Below are 16,533 nucleotides of genomic sequence, written 5' to 3' on the forward strand. Positions count from 1 at the left end.
CAACCGACCCGATGTCGCGCGTCCAGGGCCCGTCCCGAGACGCCGCGACGCATCGGAGCGGGCGCCGGAAGCCGCCGACCCCAGGTCCGATGATGAGACGTAACGCCACGCCGAGCTTCGAGAGCTTCGATCCCGACGTGCTGGACGCGGCGCGCGAGGTGGCGCGGCGGGCGGGCGTGCCGCTGGAGACCTGGATCGCCTCCGTGGTTCCCGCCGAGGCCAAGCCGCAGGCCCGCAAGCGCCGCCGCGCCTCCGACGCGGCGCCGGGGGCTCCCTCCGGGGATCCGCCGCCGCAGCCCCGCGCGACGCCGGCCCAGAGCCGCCGGGCGCCGCCGAGGCCGGACGCGTCACCCCAGCCGCGGGCCGTCGCGCCGGCCCCTGCCGACCGCTTCGCCGAGACCGTCGACACGCTGATGCGGCGGCTCGACGCCATCGATCGGACCATCACGCAGGACCGGCAGGCCTCGCAGGACGCGGCCGCGCGCCGGATCGCCGATATCGAGGGCCGGATCAGCGACGCCCTCGGCGCCGGCTCGGCCCCGGTCCGGCAGGTGGCCGAGCGCCTCGGCGACATCGAGCGCCGGATGACGGAGCTCGGCGAGCAGCTCGCCCAGCCGCGCCCGCTCGGGCGCCGCGGCCGGCCCGCCCTCGCGGAGGTGCGGGATGCCGTCAGCGAGATCCGCCAGCGCCAGCGCGAGCTCGATGCGGGCGCGGCCACGCCGGACTCGGGCGAAGTGGCGGATCCGGGCGTGGTGGCGGCGATGCGCCAAGACCTCGCCCGGCGGCTCGACGCCACCACGCCCGAATCCGGCGAGCGGACGCCCTCCCCAGCCATTTCCGAGCTTCAGCGCGAGACGAACCGGCTGCGCGAATCGATCGGCGGCCTCGCGACCGGACGCGACGTCGGGGCGCTCGAACAGGCCATGCTGACGCTCGCCAGCGGCGTGCAGCGCGCGCAGGAGCCGGCGGACCTCGCCGCCATCGCAGCGCCGATCGAGCTGATCCGCGTGCAGGTCGAGCGGCTGGCCGACGACGTCGCCGACAACGTCCATGCCCGCGTGGCGAGCGACGTGGAGCGCCTCGCGAACCGTGTCGACAGCGTGCTCGCCGGGGGTGCCGGCGGCTTCGCCGACCGCGACGCCCTCTCGGACCTGTTCCGTGAACTCGACGAGATCCGCCGCCTGATCGCCTCGCTGGCCGGTCCCGAGCGCATCCAGGGACTGGCGCAGGGCCTGCAGGCGATCAGCTCGCAGATCGCGCAGCTCCAGACCGGCTTCTCCGCCGACCATCCCGACATGGCCGAGCTGCGGCCGCTCCTCGAGGAGATCCGCAGCGGCCTGAAGACGCCGAGCGCCGGCGCCATCGCGGGGCAGATCCAGGCGCTCGCCGCCAAGGTCGACGCCCTCCACGACAGCGCCGCGCGGGGTCTGCCGCAGGATTCCCGGGCGATCCTCGGGCGGATCGACGCGCTCGCCGACAAGGTCAACCCGGTCGGCGAGCTGATCGGCCGCCTCGAGGATCTCGGCGAGAGCCTGCGCCGGCCCGCGGCCCAGAGCGGCGAGATCGCCTCGATCCAGGGCATGCTGCGCAACCTCGCCGAAAAGGTCGACCGGGTCGGCGCGCGCTCGGGCGGCGAGAGCCTCGACGCGCTGGAGAAGCAGGTCCTGGCGCTTGCCAGCCGCCTCGATTCCCGCGGCGCCGATCCGGCGCTGGCGGGCCTCGAGCGCAGCATGGGCGAACTCATCGCCCAGGTCTCGACCCTGCGCGACGAGGCGCCGATCGCGGCGGCCGTCGAGCGGGCGACCCGCAGCGCGGTGGCCGAGGCGAAGGAATTCGGGCAGCTGCGGGCGGGACTCGCGGACCTGCGCAGCCAGCAGGCTGCGGCCGACCAGCGCATTCTGGCGACTCTGGAAGGCGTTCAGACCGCTCTCGATCGCCTCGCGATCCGCGTCGGCCCGGAGGCGGCGGGCGGCGCCCCCGCCCTGGCGACGCCCGCAGCCCGGGCCGAATCCCTCGAGGACAGGCTCCTGTCCTCCACCGGCGTGCAGCCGCCGCGCGCCCGCGCCACCCGCCGGCCGGACATGCCCCGCGTCTCGGTCGCGGCCGCCGAGGCGGCCCAGATGAGCGACGAGCTTCTGGAGCCCGGAGCGGGCCGCCCCGCGCGCGAGCGCCAGGCTCCCGCCCACGAATACCCGGAGCCCGGCCCGGAGGCCGCCTCCGACATCAAGACGAGCTTCATCGCGGCCGCCCGCCGGGCCGCGCAGGCCGCCCAGGCCGAGGTCGCCACGGAGGCGGGCCTCGCCGGCGAGCGCCGCGACGACCGGCTCGGCCTCCGCCGTACGGTGGCCGGCTCGGAGCCGGGGGCGCCGGGCCGGGTCGCGCGCCTGCGGGCCGAGATCGACCGGCGCCGCCGGCCGATCCTGCTCGGCCTCGCCGCCATCGTGCTGATGCTCGGCGCGCTCCAGGCCATCACCATGCGGGGCGATCCCGAGCCTGCCCCGGCGCCGCCCCGCATCGTCGAGGCCGCGCCCAAGGAGACGCCCCCGGCGGCCGCCGAGGCACCCGCGGCGGCTCCGGCTCCCGCCGAGCCCCCGGCCGCGCCTGCGCCGGACCCCCAGACCACGCAGGCGATTCCCGGCGGCGGCGAGGCGCAGCCGGCACGCCCGCCGGCGCCGCAGACGCGCTCGGCGCTGCCGTCCGTGCCCGGCATGTCGGCGCTCGGCGGCGAGCTCGCCGGAATCCCGACCGGCCTGTCGAAGCTGCGCCAGGCGGCGCTCGACGGCGACGGCGCCGCCATCTACGAGCTCGCCTCCCGCGAGGCGGACGGGCGCGGCATGCCGCGCGACCTCGCGCTGGCCGCCAAGCTCTACGAGAAGCTCGCCCAGGCCGGCTACGCGCCGGCGCAGTACAAGCTCGCCGGGCATTACGAGAAGGGCTCGGGCGTGGTGCGTGACCTCGGCCCGGCCAAGCTCTGGTATGGCCGCGCCGCCGAGCAGGGCCATGCCCGCTCGATGCACAACCTCGCGGTGCTCTACGCCGAGAACCCCTCGGCCTCGGGCCGGCCCGACTACGCCACCGCCGCGTCCTGGTTCCGGCGCGCGGCCGAATCCGGCGTGCGCGACAGCCAGTACAACCTCGCGGTGCTCTACGCCCGCGGCCTCGGCCTGACGCAGGATCTCGTGCAATCCTACGTGTGGTTCTCGGCGGCCGCCCAGCAGGGCGACGAGGATGCCGGCAAGAAGCGCGACGACGTGGCGGCCAAGCTCGGCCCCGGCGACCTCGCCCAGGCGCGCGGCCTCGCCTCCGCCTTCAGGCCGCGCCGGCTCGATCCGGCCGTGAACGAGCCGCCGGCCTCGAAGGACGCGGCGAACTCCGCCATGACGCTCCTCGGCGCCCCGCCCCCGACCGCCGCGCCGCAGGGCCACACGCTGCCGGGCAAGCGCACCTGAGCCGGGGCACCGACCCGGCGGCCGTCAGGCCGGCGCGCGGAAAGCTTGACGGGATGCCGCAGCGCGGGAACCCCGCGCTGCCAGGGCCGTATTGCTCTTCGGAGACATCCCCGGCCGCCCGCTCGGCGGCCCGCAGCCCGGAGGATGGATGGCGCGCGTGTCACCGGTCCCGATCGGCGCCCTCGTCCTGGGCGTGGCCGGGCTGATCCCGTTTCTCGGCTTCGCCGCGCTGGCGGTCAGCGGCAGCGACGGCGGCCTCGGCACGATCGGCCTGTCCCCGCGCACGATCCTCTCGGCCTACGGTGCCGTCATCGCCTCCTTCCTCGGCGGCATCCGCTGGGGCGCCGCCGCAGCCCGCAACGCCGGCAACGCCGACTACCTCCTGGCCATCATCCCCTCGCTCCTGGCCTGGGCGGCCCTCGCGGCGCCGGCCCCCTGGGACCTGCGCATCCTCGGAGGCCTCGTCCTGGCCTGGGGCCTCGTCGACCAGGACCTGCCGCGCAGGGGCCTCGTGCCGGTCTGGCTCGGGCGCCTGCGTCTGGTGCTGTCGGGCGTCGCGGGCGCGGCGCTGCTGGTCGCGGCGTGAATTTCCTCGCTTCCCTGGGCGACGGCCGGCCCGCACGCGGGTGATGCGCCCGCCCTCGCGGCCGCGCTTCGGGCCCGCCCCTCGGCTTGACCCCCGGCCACGCCGATGCGAGAGCCGCCGGGGCGCCCTCGCGCGCCGGAACGGGATCCCTGCATGAGCGCACCCCTCGATCTCCTCGTCCTCGGCAACGCGATCGTCGATGTCATCGCCCGCACCGACGAGGGCTTCCTGTCGGCGCAAGGGGTCGCGAAGGGCGCCATGCAGCTGATCGACGAGCCGCGCGCGGAGGAGCTGTTCTCCGCCATGGGCCCGGCGACGATCGTCTCGGGCGGCTCGGGCGCCAACACGGCGGTCGGGGCCGCGATCCTCGGCGCGAAGACGGGCTTCGTCGGCAAGGTAAGGGAGGACGAGCTCGGCCGCCTCTTCGCCCACGACCTCAAGGCGACCGGCGTGGCGTTCGGCGTGGCGCCGGCCAAGGACGGCCCCGCCACCGCACGCTGCTTCGTGCTCGTGACGCCGGACGGCGAGCGCACGATGAACACCTATCTCGGCGCCTGCCAGGGGCTGTCGCCCGCCGACGTCAACGAGGCGACGGTGGCGAGCGCCCGTGTCACCTACCTCGAAGGCTATCTCTGGGACCCGCCGGCCGCCAAGGACGCGTTCCGCAAGGCCGTGAGGATCGCCCACAATGCCGGCCAGGCCGTGGCGCTGACCCTGTCGGACGCCTTCTGCGTCGGGCGCTACCGGGACGAGTTCCTGGGCCTGATCCGCGACGGCAGCATCGACATCCTGTTCGCCAATATCGGCGAGCTGCAGAGCCTCTACCAGACGGACGACCCGGACGCGGCGATCCGGGCGCTTCGCGACGAGCGAGACAATCGCGGCCGGCACCTGCTCGGCCTCGTCACCCGCTCGGAGGAGGGCTCCGTGGTGGTGAAGGGCGGCGAGATCCGGGCCGTGGAGGTCTCGCCGGTGCGCGAGGTGGTGGATTCGACGGGCGCGGGCGACCTCTTCGCGGCGGGCTTCCTGGCCGGGCACGCGCGCGGGCTCGACTACGTCACCAGCGCCCGCCTCGGCGCGCTCGCGGCCGCCGAGGTGATCCAGCATATCGGCGCCCGGCCGCAGGGCGACCTCGTGGCGCTGGCCAGGGCGCGCGGCCTGATCTGATCCGGCCTCCGATCGAGAGGCGCCCTCCGCCGGATCAGGGCCTCAGCAGCACCTTGCCGACCGCCTCGCGGCGCTTGAGGATGCCGAGCGCCGCCGCGTAGTCCTCCAGCGGGTAGACGCCGTGCACCTGCGCGGTGAGGCGCCCCTCGGCGACCCAGGCGAGAAGCTGGCGCTGGTTGGCCTGGTGGGCCTCCGGCTCCTGCTCGAGGAACACGCCCCAGTGCACGCCCTGCACGTCGATGCCCTTCAGGAGGACGAGGTTGAGGGGCAGGCGCGGGATCTCGCCCGCCGCGAAGCCGACCACGAGGAAGCGGCCCTTCCAGGCGAGTGCCCGCAGCGCCGGCTCGGCGAAGTCGCCACCGACCGCGTCGTAGACCACGTCGACGCCGCGCCCGCCCGTCATCCCGCGCAGCGCGTCCTTGAGGGTGTCGGGGCTGTAGACCAGCCCCTCGTCGGCCCCGTGCCGGCGGGCGACCGCGAGCTTCTCCTCCGAGGAGGCGCAGGCGATGACGCGGGCGCCGAGCGCCCTGCCGAGCTCGACCGCCGCGAGGCCGACCCCGCCCGAGGCGCCGAGCACCGCCAGCGTCTCGCCGGGCTGCAGGCGGGCGCGGTCGCGCAGCGCGTGCAGCGAGGTGCCGTAGGTGATGGTGAGGCCCGCCGCCTGCTCGTCGCTCACGCCCTCCGGCACCGGGGTCAGATGGCGCAGCCCGACCGCGAGACGCTCGCGGCAGGTGCCGAATTTCTGGTGCACGATCACCCGGTCGCCGACCGCGAGGGGGGCGGACGAGCCGGGCCCCAGGGCCTCCACCACCCCGCAGGCCTCGCCGCCGGGCGAGAACGGAAGCTCCGGCTTCACCTGGTACTTCCCGGCGATGATCAGCGTGTCGAAGAAGTTGAGCCCCGCGACGCTCACGCGGACCAGGGCCTCGCCGGGGCCTGGCACCGGATCGGGCAGGGTCTCGATCGAGAGATCCTCGGGCCCTCCGAGCCGGGTGCACAGCAATGCCTTCACGTCGCGCCCTCCATCCGTCGGCCCCGCTTGCACCGGATGCGGCCGCGGGCGCAAGCGCCGGGCTCAGGCCCGCGCGTAGGTGCCGGTGATCCCGCCCTTGGCGAGGACGTGGCCCCTCATCGCGTCGAGGAGCGCGCCGCGCCCCGGCGAGGTGCCGAGGTCGAGCGTCGCGTCGAGGGCGTAGACCTGGAAGACGTAGCGGTGCGGCCCGTGCCCGGTCGGCGGGTCGGGGGGCAGGTACTGGTCCCTCAGGAAGCTGTTCTTGCCGAGGTTGTGATGGGCGCCGGGGCCGGCGGGGCTCGCGAGCGCGCCCTCCGCGAGCGCGGCATCGTGCCCGGCGAGATTCCAGACGAGGAGGTGGACGAGGGGCTTCGGCGTCGGGCTGTCGGCGTCCTCGACGAGGATCGCGACGCTGCGCGCTCCCTCCGGCACGCCCGTCCAGGCGAGCGGCGGCGAGGTCCCGGCGCCGTCCTGCGTCGAGCGGGCCGGCAACGCCGCGCCGTCCGCGAACGCCGCGCTCGTCACCGTGAGCGTCGCGGGCACGTCGGCGAAGGCGGCGTGATAGGCCGTCTTCTCCAGGCCGGCCTTGAGGCCGGAGAGGGCCTCACCAAGCGCGTGCGGGATCTTCTCGAGCATGGGGCCTCCGGGCTGACCGGCGTCAACGGCGGCGGGCGCCTTCGGTTCAGGCCGGCCGCTCGGCGGTGATCATGTAGTTGACGCTTCGGTCGCGGCTCGCCCGCCAGCTGTCGCCGAGCGGGTTGTAGACGACGCCCGTCGTGTCGGTGAGCGTGAGGCCGCCGGCCTCGACGGCCCGCGCCAGCTCGTCGGGCGTGACGAACTTCTCCCAATCGTGCGTGCCCTTCGGCAGCCAGCCGAGCACGTACTCGGCCCCCACGATGGCGAGCGCGAAGGAACGCATGGTCCGGTTGATCGTCGCGGCGAACATCAGGCCGCCGGGCTTCACGCCCTGGGCGGCCTTGCGGATGAAGGCCGGCATGTCGGCGACGTGCTCGACGACCTCCATGGCGAGCACGATGTCGAAGCGCGCGCCCGCATCGACCACGGATTCGACGGTCTCGGCCCGGTAGGCGACCCGCACGCCCTCGGCCTCGGCATGCGCGGCCGCGACCCGGATGTTGGCCTTCGCGGGATCGAGCCCCGTCACCTCGGCGCCGAGACGCGCGAGCGGCTCGGAGAGCACGCCGCCGCCGCAGCCGACATCGACGAGGCTCAGCCCCTCGAGCGCGAAGGGCGCGGCCGGATCGCGCCCGAAATGCCGGCACGCGGCGTCGCGGATATAGGCGAGGCGCACGGGATTGAACCGGTGCAGCACCCGCATCGGGCCGCGCTCGTCCCACCACGTCGACGCGAGGGCGTCGAAGCGCGCGACCTCGTCGCGGTCGACGGAGGAGGCAGTCGTCTCAGGATTCATCGGCTCCCCGGGGCCTCGTGCGCCGTTTCGAGGCGCGGGCATCGCGCGACGCCCCGTCGAGCCGGCCTTGTGATTGACAGGTTGGTGCACCCCTTGTACCCGCCGAGGCCCGACCCGGTATAGCCGCAACCTGCGGCGAGGGACGCGCGGGTCCCGCCCTCTCGCGGGGTGCCCCCGACATGCTCTGAAGGTCAACGACGCGGACGCGACATGCCCCGTTTGGTGATGAAATTCGGCGGCACCTCCGTCGCCAACGTCGACCGGATCCGCAACGTGGCGCGCCACGTGGCGCGCGAGGTCGCGGCCGGCTACGACGTCGCCGTCGTGGTCTCGGCCATGTCCGGCAAGACGAACGAGCTCGTCGGCTGGGTGAAGGACGCCGACGCCCTCTACGACGAGGCCGAGTACGACGCGGTCGTCGCCTCGGGCGAGCAGGTGACCTCGGGTCTCCTCGCCGTCGCCCTGCGGAAGGACGGCATCCAGGCCCGCTCCTGGCAGGGCTGGCAGATCCCGATCGAGACCTCCGACGCGCACGGCTCGGCCCGCATCGCGGCGATCGACCCGGCGCGCCTCGACGAGAGCTTCCGGCGCCGCGAGGTCGCGGTGATCTCGGGCTTCCAGGGCATCCACCGCGAGACCGGTCGCATCACCACGCTCGGCCGCGGCGGCTCGGATACCAGCGCCGTCGCGGTGGCGGCCGCCATCGGCGCCGAGCGCTGCGACATCTACACGGACGTGGACGGCGTCTACACCACCGACCCGCGGGTGGTGCCCAAGGCCAAGCGCATGGAGCGCGTGACCTTCGAGGAAATGCTGGAGATGGCCTCGCTCGGCGCCAAGGTGCTGCAGGTCCGCTCCGTCGAACTTGCCATGGTGCATCGCGTGCCCACCACCGTGCGGTCGAGCTTCGACCCGCCGGACGCCGCCCGCCCCGGCACCCTCATCTGCGACGAGGACGATATCGTGGAACAGCAGATCATCACCGGGATCGCCTTCGCCAAGGACGAGGCGCAGGTCACGCTCCGCTCCGTGAAGGACAGCCCCGGCGTCGCCGCCGCCATCTTCGGTCCGCTCGCCGACGCCAACATCAATGTCGACATGATCATCCAGACCGTGTCGGGCGACCAGTCGACCACCGACATGACCTTCACGGTGCCGGCGGCCGATTACGAGCGGACCCGCACCATCCTCGCCGGGCAGCGCGAGACGATCGGCTACGGTCAGATCGAGGGCGCCACCGACGTTGTGAAGGTCTCGGCGATCGGCGTCGGCATGCGCAGCCACGCCGGCGTCGCCGCCAAGGCCTTCCGGGCGCTCGCCCAGAAGGGCATCAACATCCGGGCGATCACCACGTCGGAGATCAAGTTCTCGGTGTTGATCGACGCGGCCTATACGGAGCTTGCCGTTCGCACGCTCCACTCGCTATACGGCCTCGATCAGGCTTGAACCTCCGCGCCGGGGCGACCGACGCGTCGCCTTGCGTTATGAGTTTGGCGCCAAGGTTGCACCGGCCGCCGAAGGTTGGATTGACGAGACGATGCCCGCTGCGCCCGGAGGCCCGCGCCTGCTGCTGCGCCGCCTCCGCGAAGCCATGGCGGAGCCGGTCAGCCCACAGGCGCGCCTGGACCGTATCGTCGTCCTCATCGCGGCGAACGTCATCGCCGAGGTCTGCTCCGTCTACGTCCTGCGCGACGACAACACGCTCGAGCTGTTCGCCACCGAAGGGCTGAACCGCGAGGCCGTGCACCTCACCCGCATGCGGGCCGACGAGGGCCTCGTCGGCCTGATCGCCCAGACGGCCGAGCCGCTCTCGCTCTCCGACGCCCAGTCGCACCCGGCCTTCGCCTATCGCCCGGAGACGGGCGAGGAGGCCTACCACGCCTTCCTGGGCGTGCCGCTCCTGCGCGCCGGCAACACGCTCGGCGTGCTCGTCGTCCAGAACAAGACCTACCGGGTCTATTCCGAGGAGGAGATCGAGGCGCTCCAGACCACCGCCATGGTGCTCTCGGAGATGATCGCCTCGGGCGAGCTGCAGACCCTCGCGCCGGGCGCCGGCTCGGCCGCGCGGCGGCCCGTGAGCCAGCGCGGCGTGGCGCTGGCCGAGGGCATCGGCCTCGGGCATGTGGTGCTGCACGAGCCGCGCATCGTCGTGAAGACGCTGATCGCCGAGAACGTCGAGCGCGAGGTCGAGCGCCTCGAAGTGGCGATCGAGGAGGTGCGCTCGGCGATCGACGCGCTCGTGGAGCGCGGCGACTCGATCGGCACGGGCGAGTCCCGCGAGGTGCTCGAGACCGTGCGGATGTTCGCGCACGACAAGGGCTGGCTGCGCCGGATGCGCGAGGCCGTGGTCTCGGGGCTGACTGCGGAGGCGGCCGTCGAGCGCGTCCAGTCGGACAACCGCGCCCGGATGCTGCGCCAGAGCGATCCCTACCTGCGCGACCGCCTGCACGACCTCGACGACCTCGCCAACCGCCTGCTGCGCCAGCTCATCGGCCCGGAGGCGTCCGGGCGCGGCGGCGCCATGCCGGAGAACGCCATCCTGGTGGCCCGCTCGATGGGGCCGGCCGCGCTCCTCGACTACGACCGCACCAGCCTGCGCGGCGTCGTGCTGGAGGAAGGCGGCCCGACGAGCCACATCGCGATCGTGGCGCGCGCGCTCGGCATCCCGGCGGTCGGCGAGGTCGAGAACGCCACCGCGCTCTGCGATGCCGGCGACGCCATCATCGTGGACGGGGTGGCGGGCGAGATCCAGGTCCGCCCCGGTCCCGAGATCGAGGCGGCCTACGCCGAGATGGTGCGCCTGCGCGCCCGCCGGCAGGAGCAGTACCGGGCTCTGCGCGACGTGCCGGCGGTGACCAGGGACGGCGTGCGCATCGGCCTGCAGCTGAATGCGGGCCTCCTCGTCGACCTCGCGCACCTGAACGAGACCGGGGCGGAGGGGATCGGCCTGTTCCGCACCGAGCTGCAGTTCATGGTGGCCGAGCGCATGCCCTCGGCCGCCGAGCAGCAGGGCCTCTACGAGGCGGTGTTCGCGGCCACCGGCGACAAGCCGGTGACGATCCGGACCCTCGACATCGGCGGCGACAAGATCCTGCCCTACATGCCGAAGCTCGAGGAGGAGAACCCGGCGCTGGGCTGGCGCGCGATCCGGATCGGCCTCGACCGCCCGGCCCTGCTCCGGGTGCAGCTGCGCGCGCTCCTCAAGGCGGCGGGGGGGCGCCCCCTCAAGATCATGTTCCCGATGGTGGCCACCGTCGACGAGTTCGTGCGCGCCAAGGCCATCGTCGACCGCGAGAAGGCGCATCTGCGCCGCCACGGGCACGCGCTGCCGAGCGATTGCCGCCTCGGCGCGATGATCGAGGTGCCCTCGCTGCTCTTCCAGATCGACGAGATCGCGGCGGCCGCCGACTTCCTCTCGGTCGGCTCGAACGACCTGATGCAGTTCCTGTTCGCGGTCGACCGGGAGAACCGGCGCGTCGCCGACCGGTTCGACCCCTTGAGCGCGCCGGCGCTGCGGGCCTTCCGGGTCATCGCGGAACGCGCGGCCGCGGCAGGCTGCCCCGTCACCGTCTGCGGCGAGATCGGCGGGCGCCCGCTCGAGGCGATGGTGCTGATCGGGCTCGGCTTCCGCGACCTCTCGATGTCGCCGGCCGCCATCGGCCCGGTGAAGGCGATGGTGCTCAGCATGGACGCCGCCGCGGTGCGCGCCGTGATCGACGCGGAGCTCGAGCGGACGAGCGACGGGGCCTCGCTCAGGCCCGCGCTCACCGCCTTCGCGAAGGCGCAGGGCGTGCCTATCTAGGGAATGACGGCGCCGCGCGCCCTGCGCGCCGGCCCCTGCGGGTCCGAGACGCGATCCCGCATTGTCCCGCCTCCACGCTTCAGAGTATCAGCCGGGCGATGACCCCTCTTCCTTCCGAGCGCCTCGATGCCATCCTGGCGCGCCACGACATCGTCACCGCGACGCTGAGTGCCGGTTCGGCCGATTCCGACACCTTCGTGCAGCTCTCGCGCGAACTCGCCGACCTCGATCCCGTGGTCGCGGCGATCCGCGCCTACCGGCTGGCCGCCGGGAACCTCGCGGGCGTCGAGGCGCTCATCGACGAGCCCGGCAGCGACCCCGAGATGCGGGCGCTCGCCGCCGAGGAGAAGCCGGAGGCCGAGGCGGCCCTGGAGCAGGCCCACCGCACTCTCCAGCTGATTCTGCTGCCGAAGGACGCGGCGGACGAGAAGAGCGCCATCCTGGAAGTCCGCGCCGGCACAGGCGGCGACGAGGCCGCCCTGTTCGCGGGCGATCTGTTCCGGATGTACGCGAAATACGCCGAGTCCAAGGGCTGGAAGGTCGAGGTGATCTCCGAGAGCGAGGGCACGGTCGGCGGCTACCGCGAGGTCGTGGCCGAAGTGAAGGGGCGCGGCGTCTTCGCGCGGCTGAAGTTCGAGAGCGGCGCCCACCGCGTGCAGCGCGTGCCCGAGACGGAGACGCAGGGGCGCATCCACACCTCGGCCGCGACCGTGGCGGTGCTGCCGGAGGCGGAGGAGGTCGACATCGTCATCAACGACGCGGACCTGAAGATCGACACGATGCGGGCACAGGGCGCGGGCGGCCAGCACGTGAACAAGACGGAATCGGCGATCCGCATCACCCACGTGCCGAGCGGCATCGTGGTCTTCGTCCAGGAGGAACGCTCCCAGCACAAGAACCGGGCCCGCGCGATGGCGCTCCTGCGCGCGAGGCTGTTCGACGCCGAGCGCACCGCCAAGGATTCGGCCCGGGCCGCCGACCGCAAGGCGCAGGTCGGCTCCGGCGACCGGTCCGAGCGCATCCGAACCTACAACTTCCCGCAGGCCCGGGTGACGGACCACCGCATCAACCTGACCCTCTACAAGCTCGAGGAGGTGCTGGCCGGCGCCGCCCTCGACGAGCTCGTCGACGCCCTCGTCACCGAGCACCAGGCCGAATTGCTGGCGGCGGAGGGGATGGCGTGAGCGGCGAGCCCGCGCCGCCTCTCGATCCCGACACCCCGCGCAGCCTCGCCCTGCGGCAGGTCGCGCGAGCCCTCGCGGCGCGTGGGCCGACGAGCGCACCGCATTCGGTCGGGGAGCGCGTCGAGCCGCCCGAGCCCGCCTCCGAGCCGGAGCGAGGCGCGGCAAGCGACGCCCGCTTCCTCCTCCTTCACGCGCTCGGGCTCTGCGCGACCGATCTGGTCCTGCGCGGGGATGCGCCGATCGGCCGGCCGGGCGCGCAGGCGCTCTCCGACGCGCTCGCGCGGCGGATCGCGGGAGAGCCGGTGGCGCGGATCGCGGGCGCGTGGGAATTCTGGGGGCTGCCCTTCCACCTGTCGCCGGCGACGCTCGTCCCGCGGCCCGACACCGAGACGCTCGTCGAGGCGGCCCTCGCGGCGATCGGCGACCGGGACCGGCCGCTGCGCATCCTCGATCTCGGCACGGGCTCGGGCTGCATACTGGTGGCGCTGCTGACCGAGTTGCCCCGCGCCTTCGGCATCGGCCTCGACCGCTCCTTCGCGGCGCTCCGGACGGCCAGGTCCAACGCGGCGCTGAACGGCGTGGCCGGGCGCGCCGCCTTCCTCAACGCAGATTGGTGCGCGAGCCTCGGCGGCCCCTTCGACCTGATCGTCTCGAACCCGCCCTACATCGCGCGCGCCGTGATTCCGGGCCTGTCCCGCGAGGTCCGCCTGCATGATCCGATCGAGGCCCTCGACGGCGGCGCCGACGGGCTCGACGCCTACAGGCGCATCCTTGCGGGCATCGCGGCCCCTCCCCATCTCCTCGTGAAGGACGGCGTGCTGGCACTGGAGATCGGGTTCGATCAAGCCGCCCTCGTGTCGGATCTCGGCCGATCGGCCGGGTTCGCCGATGTCAGGGTCGGCCGCGACCTCGCGGGCCACGACCGGGTCGTGGTGCTGCGCCGCACGTTTGTGTGAAGATCCGGCCCCGTTGCCCTAGGACGAAGGCCGGCTTCTCACGAAAAAATGCTTGTTGGACAGGGAGCAAGCCGCTAGTGTCGCAATGCAGGTCGCGAACGGTCCGTTAAGACGGGCAGCGGTAAGGTCGGCGACGATACCTTCCGCCGAGTTCGCTGATCTCCTCACCACCGAGCAGGCGCGTTTTCTCTCGATCGCGATGCGGCTTGGTGACATTCGAACCTGACAATCGAACGGCGTCGCGGACGCAAGCGTAGGCCCGATTGGACGGGACGGCCGGAACGGCAACAGATCGCGGAACCTCAGCGGCGGCACGCCGAAGTCTCGGCGTCGGGCCCGTGCGGGGAGCCGGATCCGAGCCGGTCAGGGAACAGTCGCAACGGCAGACGCGCCTTTTGCACGAACGAGGGTCAATCGAGACCGATGAGACCAAATCAGAATAGACGGATGCGTGGCCGCAATCGGCCGAAGGGTCCCAATCCCCTGACCCGCTCCTACGAATCGAACGGCCCCGACGTCAAGATTCGCGGCACTGCCCAGCACATCGCCGACAAGTACGCCCAGCTCGCGCGCGACGCGCAGGCCGCCGGCGACCCGGTGGCGGCCGAGAACTACTTCCAGCACGGCGAGCACTATTTCCGGATCATCTCGACCGCGCAGGAGCAGAACAGGCAGCAGCTCGGCACCGGCTACGCCCGCCAATCCTACGAGGACGACCTCGACGAGGGCGACGACGAGGGCTCCGGCCAGGGCGCGCCCGGGCAGAACGGCCACGGCTACAACGGCTACGGCGACGATTATGCCGATCCGGGCCAGCAGCCGCAGCCCTACGAGCCACGGTACGAGGGCGGCTCCGATGGCCGGCAGCAGGGCCGGGGCGATCGGCCCGACCGCCGCGAGCGCTTCCAGAACCGCAATGAGCGCGGCCAGCGCTTCGACAACAATCGCTACGACAACCAGCGGCAGGAACGGCCGGATTACGGTCGGCAGGACCAGCCGCGCACCGATTACGGCCGCCAGGAGCAGGCTCGCCAAGACCAGACGCGTCAAGACCAGGCTCGTCAGGATCAGCCCCGCGAGTCGCGCTTCGAGAATGGCCGCGGCGAGTATCAGCGCCCCGAGCCTGTCCGGCAGGACGGATCGCGCGGCAGCCGCGGCGAGGCGGTCGAGGCTCCGCCCCGGCGCGAACGCCGCCGCGAGGAGGCTGCCCGCCCGGCCGAGGAGACGAGCGCCCTGCCGGCCTTCCTGATGACGCCGACCCGGGCCCCCGCCGCGATCGAGCCGCAGGCGGCCCCGGTCAACGGCGCTGCCGCCCACGAGGCGGAGGCGGCGCCGTCCGTCGAGGAGGCACCCCGCGCGGCTCCGAAGCCGCGCCGTCGCCGGCGGCCGCGCTTCGAAGGCGGCGAGGGCGCCGAGGGTGCGCCCGAGGGCAATGCCGCCGACAGCGCGTCCTCCGCCGAGTAGGATCGGAGAGGGGTTCCTTCCGGACCACATCAGCCGCTCTCGGGTTCGAGAGCGGCTTTTTTCTTGGGTGACGGTAGCTCAACGCGAAGCCGGCTTCCAGGACGACGACCAGTCGCGGAAAGCGACGACGCGATGCACGAGGCGGCGGTGGCGCGCCGCCTCCCCGAAGGGCGCAAGCTCCCAGTCCCAGGCCTGATCGGCCGCGGGCAGGACGGTACCGTGCATCAGATCGATCCGGTCCGTGACCGGCGCCGCTCCGATCCTCCTCCTGTTCGAGGATGTCGGTGACGAGGCAGATCCTGGCGGGAAGCCGGGCGAGCGCGTCGAGGTGTCTCTCGATGATCCGGCGCCCGAGATCCGGCGGCCCCGGCAGGCCTCGCGCGTCGAACCAGTCGATCGGCAGGATCGGCAGTTGCGAGAGCAGGTTCGCCGACACAACGAGATCGGGCTCAAGGCCGGAGCAGAGCGCACCGACGGTATCAGTGGGTTCGCGCGCGGATCCGAGGATCATCGGGCCGGCTCCGCTCAGATCGGCCGTGACCCGCTCGACGTTGCGGTAGCGGCGCATCGCGAGCCGCGCGGGCCAGGGATGAACGGCATCCACGAGGACGACGCGGTCGAAGCGTTCCGCGAGCAGCGGCAGCGGGACATCGTCGAGCAGGCCCCGAGCCGAGCACGATCACGGTCCGCCGATGCCCGAGCCCGGCCACGGCGTCCGCGATCACCGCCCGGGTTCTCGTCAGGTGCGGCGACCAGGCTGCTCGGCAGCGTCGCGAGCGAGCCCAGAGCGAGACGCTCTCGCGAACATGGCCGAGGCGACGGTGCCGCAGCGGCGCCGGGGTCGCGAGATACAGGGCCCATTCGAGCAGCACGAGCGCCTCCCGCCTCTATCAGCCTTCCGACAGGGAGAGCACGGACGGCGTCGCGGGTCCCGGCCCCCGGTTCCGATCACGCATGCGGGTGACCGGGAACGGAAACGGCCGAGCTTCGTTCTCCCGTCAAATCCCCTCCCCTCTCACCGTCTACGCCGGAGCCAACGTGTCGAAACTCGTCCGCATCCTGCTCGCCATCTTCCTGCCGCCGATCGCCGTGCTGGTGACGGAGGGGATCGGCCTGCAGTTTCTCCTCAACATCCTGCTGACGCTGCTCGGCGGCATTCCGGGCATGGTCCATGCCCTGTGGATCATCATGCGTCGAGCGTGAGGGTTGCCCGAACGCGAAACGCCCATCCGGGCTGGCCGGATGGGCGTTTCGATGTCGGGAATCTGGTTGCGGGGACAGGATTTGAACCTGTGACCTTCAGGTTATGAGCCTGACGAGCTACCGGGCTGCTCCACCCCGCGCCGGCGGCCGCGCTTGCGCGGCCGGAGGGCGTGTCCGTGATCGTGATGAGGGATTGGTTCTGCTGTTTGCGGGACTGGCGGCGACCGACTCTCCCGTGTCTTGAGACACAGTACCATGGGCGCTGGCGCGTTTAACGG

General features: G+C 73.0%; 13 protein-coding genes and 1 tRNA gene. 9 read left to right on the forward strand and 5 right to left on the reverse strand.

The genetic code is table 11. The features are described 5' to 3' along the window. The first annotated feature begins 89 nt into the window (after positions 1-89). The 3 genes from WDW90_RS09535 (at position 90) to WDW90_RS09545 (ending at position 5,202) form a co-directional block, all read left to right on the forward strand. Positions 90-3,449 carry a hypothetical protein gene (locus WDW90_RS09535; RefSeq protein WP_336487150.1) on the forward strand — a complete coding sequence of 1,120 codons (3,360 nt, stop codon included), beginning with the start codon at positions 90-92 and terminating at the stop codon, positions 3,447-3,449. A gap of 148 nt (positions 3,450-3,597) precedes the next feature. Further along, positions 3,598-4,035 carry a DUF3429 domain-containing protein gene (locus tag WDW90_RS09540; RefSeq protein ID WP_336487151.1) on the forward strand — a complete coding sequence of 146 codons (438 nt, stop codon included), beginning with the start codon at positions 3,598-3,600 and terminating at the stop codon, positions 4,033-4,035. 153 nt (positions 4,036-4,188) lie between these two features. Then, a complete protein-coding gene (locus tag WDW90_RS09545; protein WP_336487152.1) occupies positions 4,189-5,202 on the forward strand; it encodes an adenosine kinase in 1,014 nt (337 codons plus the stop codon). 34 nt (positions 5,203-5,236) lie between these two features. Here WDW90_RS09545 and WDW90_RS09550 read toward each other — a convergent pair whose 3' ends face one another. The 3 genes from WDW90_RS09550 to ubiG form a co-directional block, all read right to left on the reverse strand. Continuing rightward, positions 5,237-6,214, reverse strand: a complete 978-nt coding sequence (locus WDW90_RS09550) for an NADPH:quinone oxidoreductase family protein (protein ID WP_336487153.1) — start codon at positions 6,212-6,214, stop codon at positions 5,237-5,239. A gap of 63 nt (positions 6,215-6,277) precedes the next feature. Beyond that, the gene (locus WDW90_RS09555) at positions 6,278-6,850 is read right to left on the reverse strand and encodes a YbhB/YbcL family Raf kinase inhibitor-like protein (RefSeq protein ID WP_336487154.1); all 573 of its coding nucleotides are present in this window, start codon (positions 6,848-6,850) and stop codon (positions 6,278-6,280) included. Positions 6,851-6,896: 46 nt separating this feature from the next. After that, positions 6,897-7,646: a bifunctional 2-polyprenyl-6-hydroxyphenol methylase/3-demethylubiquinol 3-O-methyltransferase UbiG gene (ubiG, locus tag WDW90_RS09560; protein ID WP_336487155.1), complete on the reverse strand. Its 750-nt coding sequence runs from the start codon at positions 7,644-7,646 to the stop codon at positions 6,897-6,899. Between the two features lie 210 nt (positions 7,647-7,856). On the opposite strand from ubiG, the gene WDW90_RS09565 reads away from it, so the two are divergent. The 5 genes from WDW90_RS09565 to WDW90_RS09585 all read left to right on the forward strand — a co-directional run bounded on the left by WDW90_RS09565 (position 7,857) and on the right by WDW90_RS09585 (position 15,052). Further along, positions 7,857-9,092 carry an aspartate kinase gene (locus tag WDW90_RS09565; protein WP_336487156.1) on the forward strand — a complete coding sequence of 412 codons (1,236 nt, stop codon included), beginning with the start codon at positions 7,857-7,859 and terminating at the stop codon, positions 9,090-9,092. Between the two features lie 91 nt (positions 9,093-9,183). After that, positions 9,184-11,448: a phosphoenolpyruvate--protein phosphotransferase gene (gene ptsP / locus WDW90_RS09570; protein ID WP_336487157.1), complete on the forward strand. Its 2,265-nt coding sequence runs from the start codon at positions 9,184-9,186 to the stop codon at positions 11,446-11,448. 98 nt (positions 11,449-11,546) lie between these two features. Continuing rightward, a complete protein-coding gene (gene prfA, locus WDW90_RS09575; RefSeq protein WP_336487158.1) occupies positions 11,547-12,632 on the forward strand; it encodes a peptide chain release factor 1 in 1,086 nt (361 codons plus the stop codon). Next, the gene (gene prmC, locus WDW90_RS09580; protein WP_336487159.1) at positions 12,629-13,588 is read left to right on the forward strand and encodes a peptide chain release factor N(5)-glutamine methyltransferase; all 960 of its coding nucleotides are present in this window, start codon (positions 12,629-12,631) and stop codon (positions 13,586-13,588) included. The genes prfA and prmC overlap by 4 nt, the downstream gene beginning before the upstream one ends. 447 nt (positions 13,589-14,035) lie before the next feature. After that, a complete protein-coding gene (locus WDW90_RS09585; RefSeq protein WP_336487160.1) occupies positions 14,036-15,052 on the forward strand; it encodes a DUF4167 domain-containing protein in 1,017 nt (338 codons plus the stop codon). A 78-nt stretch (positions 15,053-15,130) separates the two neighbouring features. On the opposite strand, the gene WDW90_RS09590 is transcribed toward WDW90_RS09585, so the two are convergent. Continuing rightward, positions 15,131-15,277: a hypothetical protein gene (locus tag WDW90_RS09590; RefSeq protein ID WP_336487161.1), complete on the reverse strand. Its 147-nt coding sequence runs from the start codon at positions 15,275-15,277 to the stop codon at positions 15,131-15,133. Between the two features lie 813 nt (positions 15,278-16,090). Between WDW90_RS09590 and WDW90_RS09595 the strand changes: the two genes are divergently transcribed. Continuing rightward, entirely contained in the window at positions 16,091-16,255 is a 165-nt protein-coding gene (locus WDW90_RS09595) for a YqaE/Pmp3 family membrane protein (protein WP_336487162.1), read from the forward strand. 63 nt (positions 16,256-16,318) lie between these two features. Here WDW90_RS09595 and WDW90_RS09600 read toward each other — a convergent pair. After that, positions 16,319-16,395: transfer RNA gene (locus tag WDW90_RS09600), tRNA-Met, on the reverse strand. Between the last annotated feature and the right edge of the window lie 138 nt (positions 16,396-16,533).

The sequence above is a fragment of the Methylobacterium nigriterrae genome (assembly GCF_037106235.1).
Classification (GTDB): domain Bacteria; phylum Pseudomonadota; class Alphaproteobacteria; order Rhizobiales; family Beijerinckiaceae; genus Methylobacterium; species Methylobacterium nigriterrae.

Bases quoted from the DNA above. Each gene is read 5' to 3' on its own strand.
- WDW90_RS09535 (WP_336487150.1), top strand. From the start codon at position 90: ATGATGAGACGTAACGCCACGCCGAGCTTCGAGAGCTTCGATCCCGAC.
- WDW90_RS09540 (WP_336487151.1), top strand. From the start codon at position 3,598: ATGGCGCGCGTGTCACCGGTCCCGATCGGCGCCCTCGTCCTGGGCGTG.
- WDW90_RS09545 (WP_336487152.1), top strand. From the start codon at position 4,189: ATGAGCGCACCCCTCGATCTCCTCGTCCTCGGCAACGCGATCGTCGAT.
- WDW90_RS09555 (WP_336487154.1), bottom strand. From the start codon at position 6,850: ATGCTCGAGAAGATCCCGCACGCGCTTGGTGAGGCCCTCTCCGGCCTC.
- ubiG (WP_336487155.1), bottom strand. From the start codon at position 7,646: ATGAATCCTGAGACGACTGCCTCCTCCGTCGACCGCGACGAGGTCGCG.
- WDW90_RS09565 (WP_336487156.1), top strand. From the start codon at position 7,857: ATGCCCCGTTTGGTGATGAAATTCGGCGGCACCTCCGTCGCCAACGTC.
- ptsP (WP_336487157.1), top strand. From the start codon at position 9,184: ATGCCCGCTGCGCCCGGAGGCCCGCGCCTGCTGCTGCGCCGCCTCCGC.
- prfA (WP_336487158.1), top strand. From the start codon at position 11,547: ATGACCCCTCTTCCTTCCGAGCGCCTCGATGCCATCCTGGCGCGCCAC.
- WDW90_RS09585 (WP_336487160.1), top strand. From the start codon at position 14,036: ATGCGTGGCCGCAATCGGCCGAAGGGTCCCAATCCCCTGACCCGCTCC.
- WDW90_RS09590 (WP_336487161.1), bottom strand. From the start codon at position 15,277: ATGCACGGTACCGTCCTGCCCGCGGCCGATCAGGCCTGGGACTGGGAG.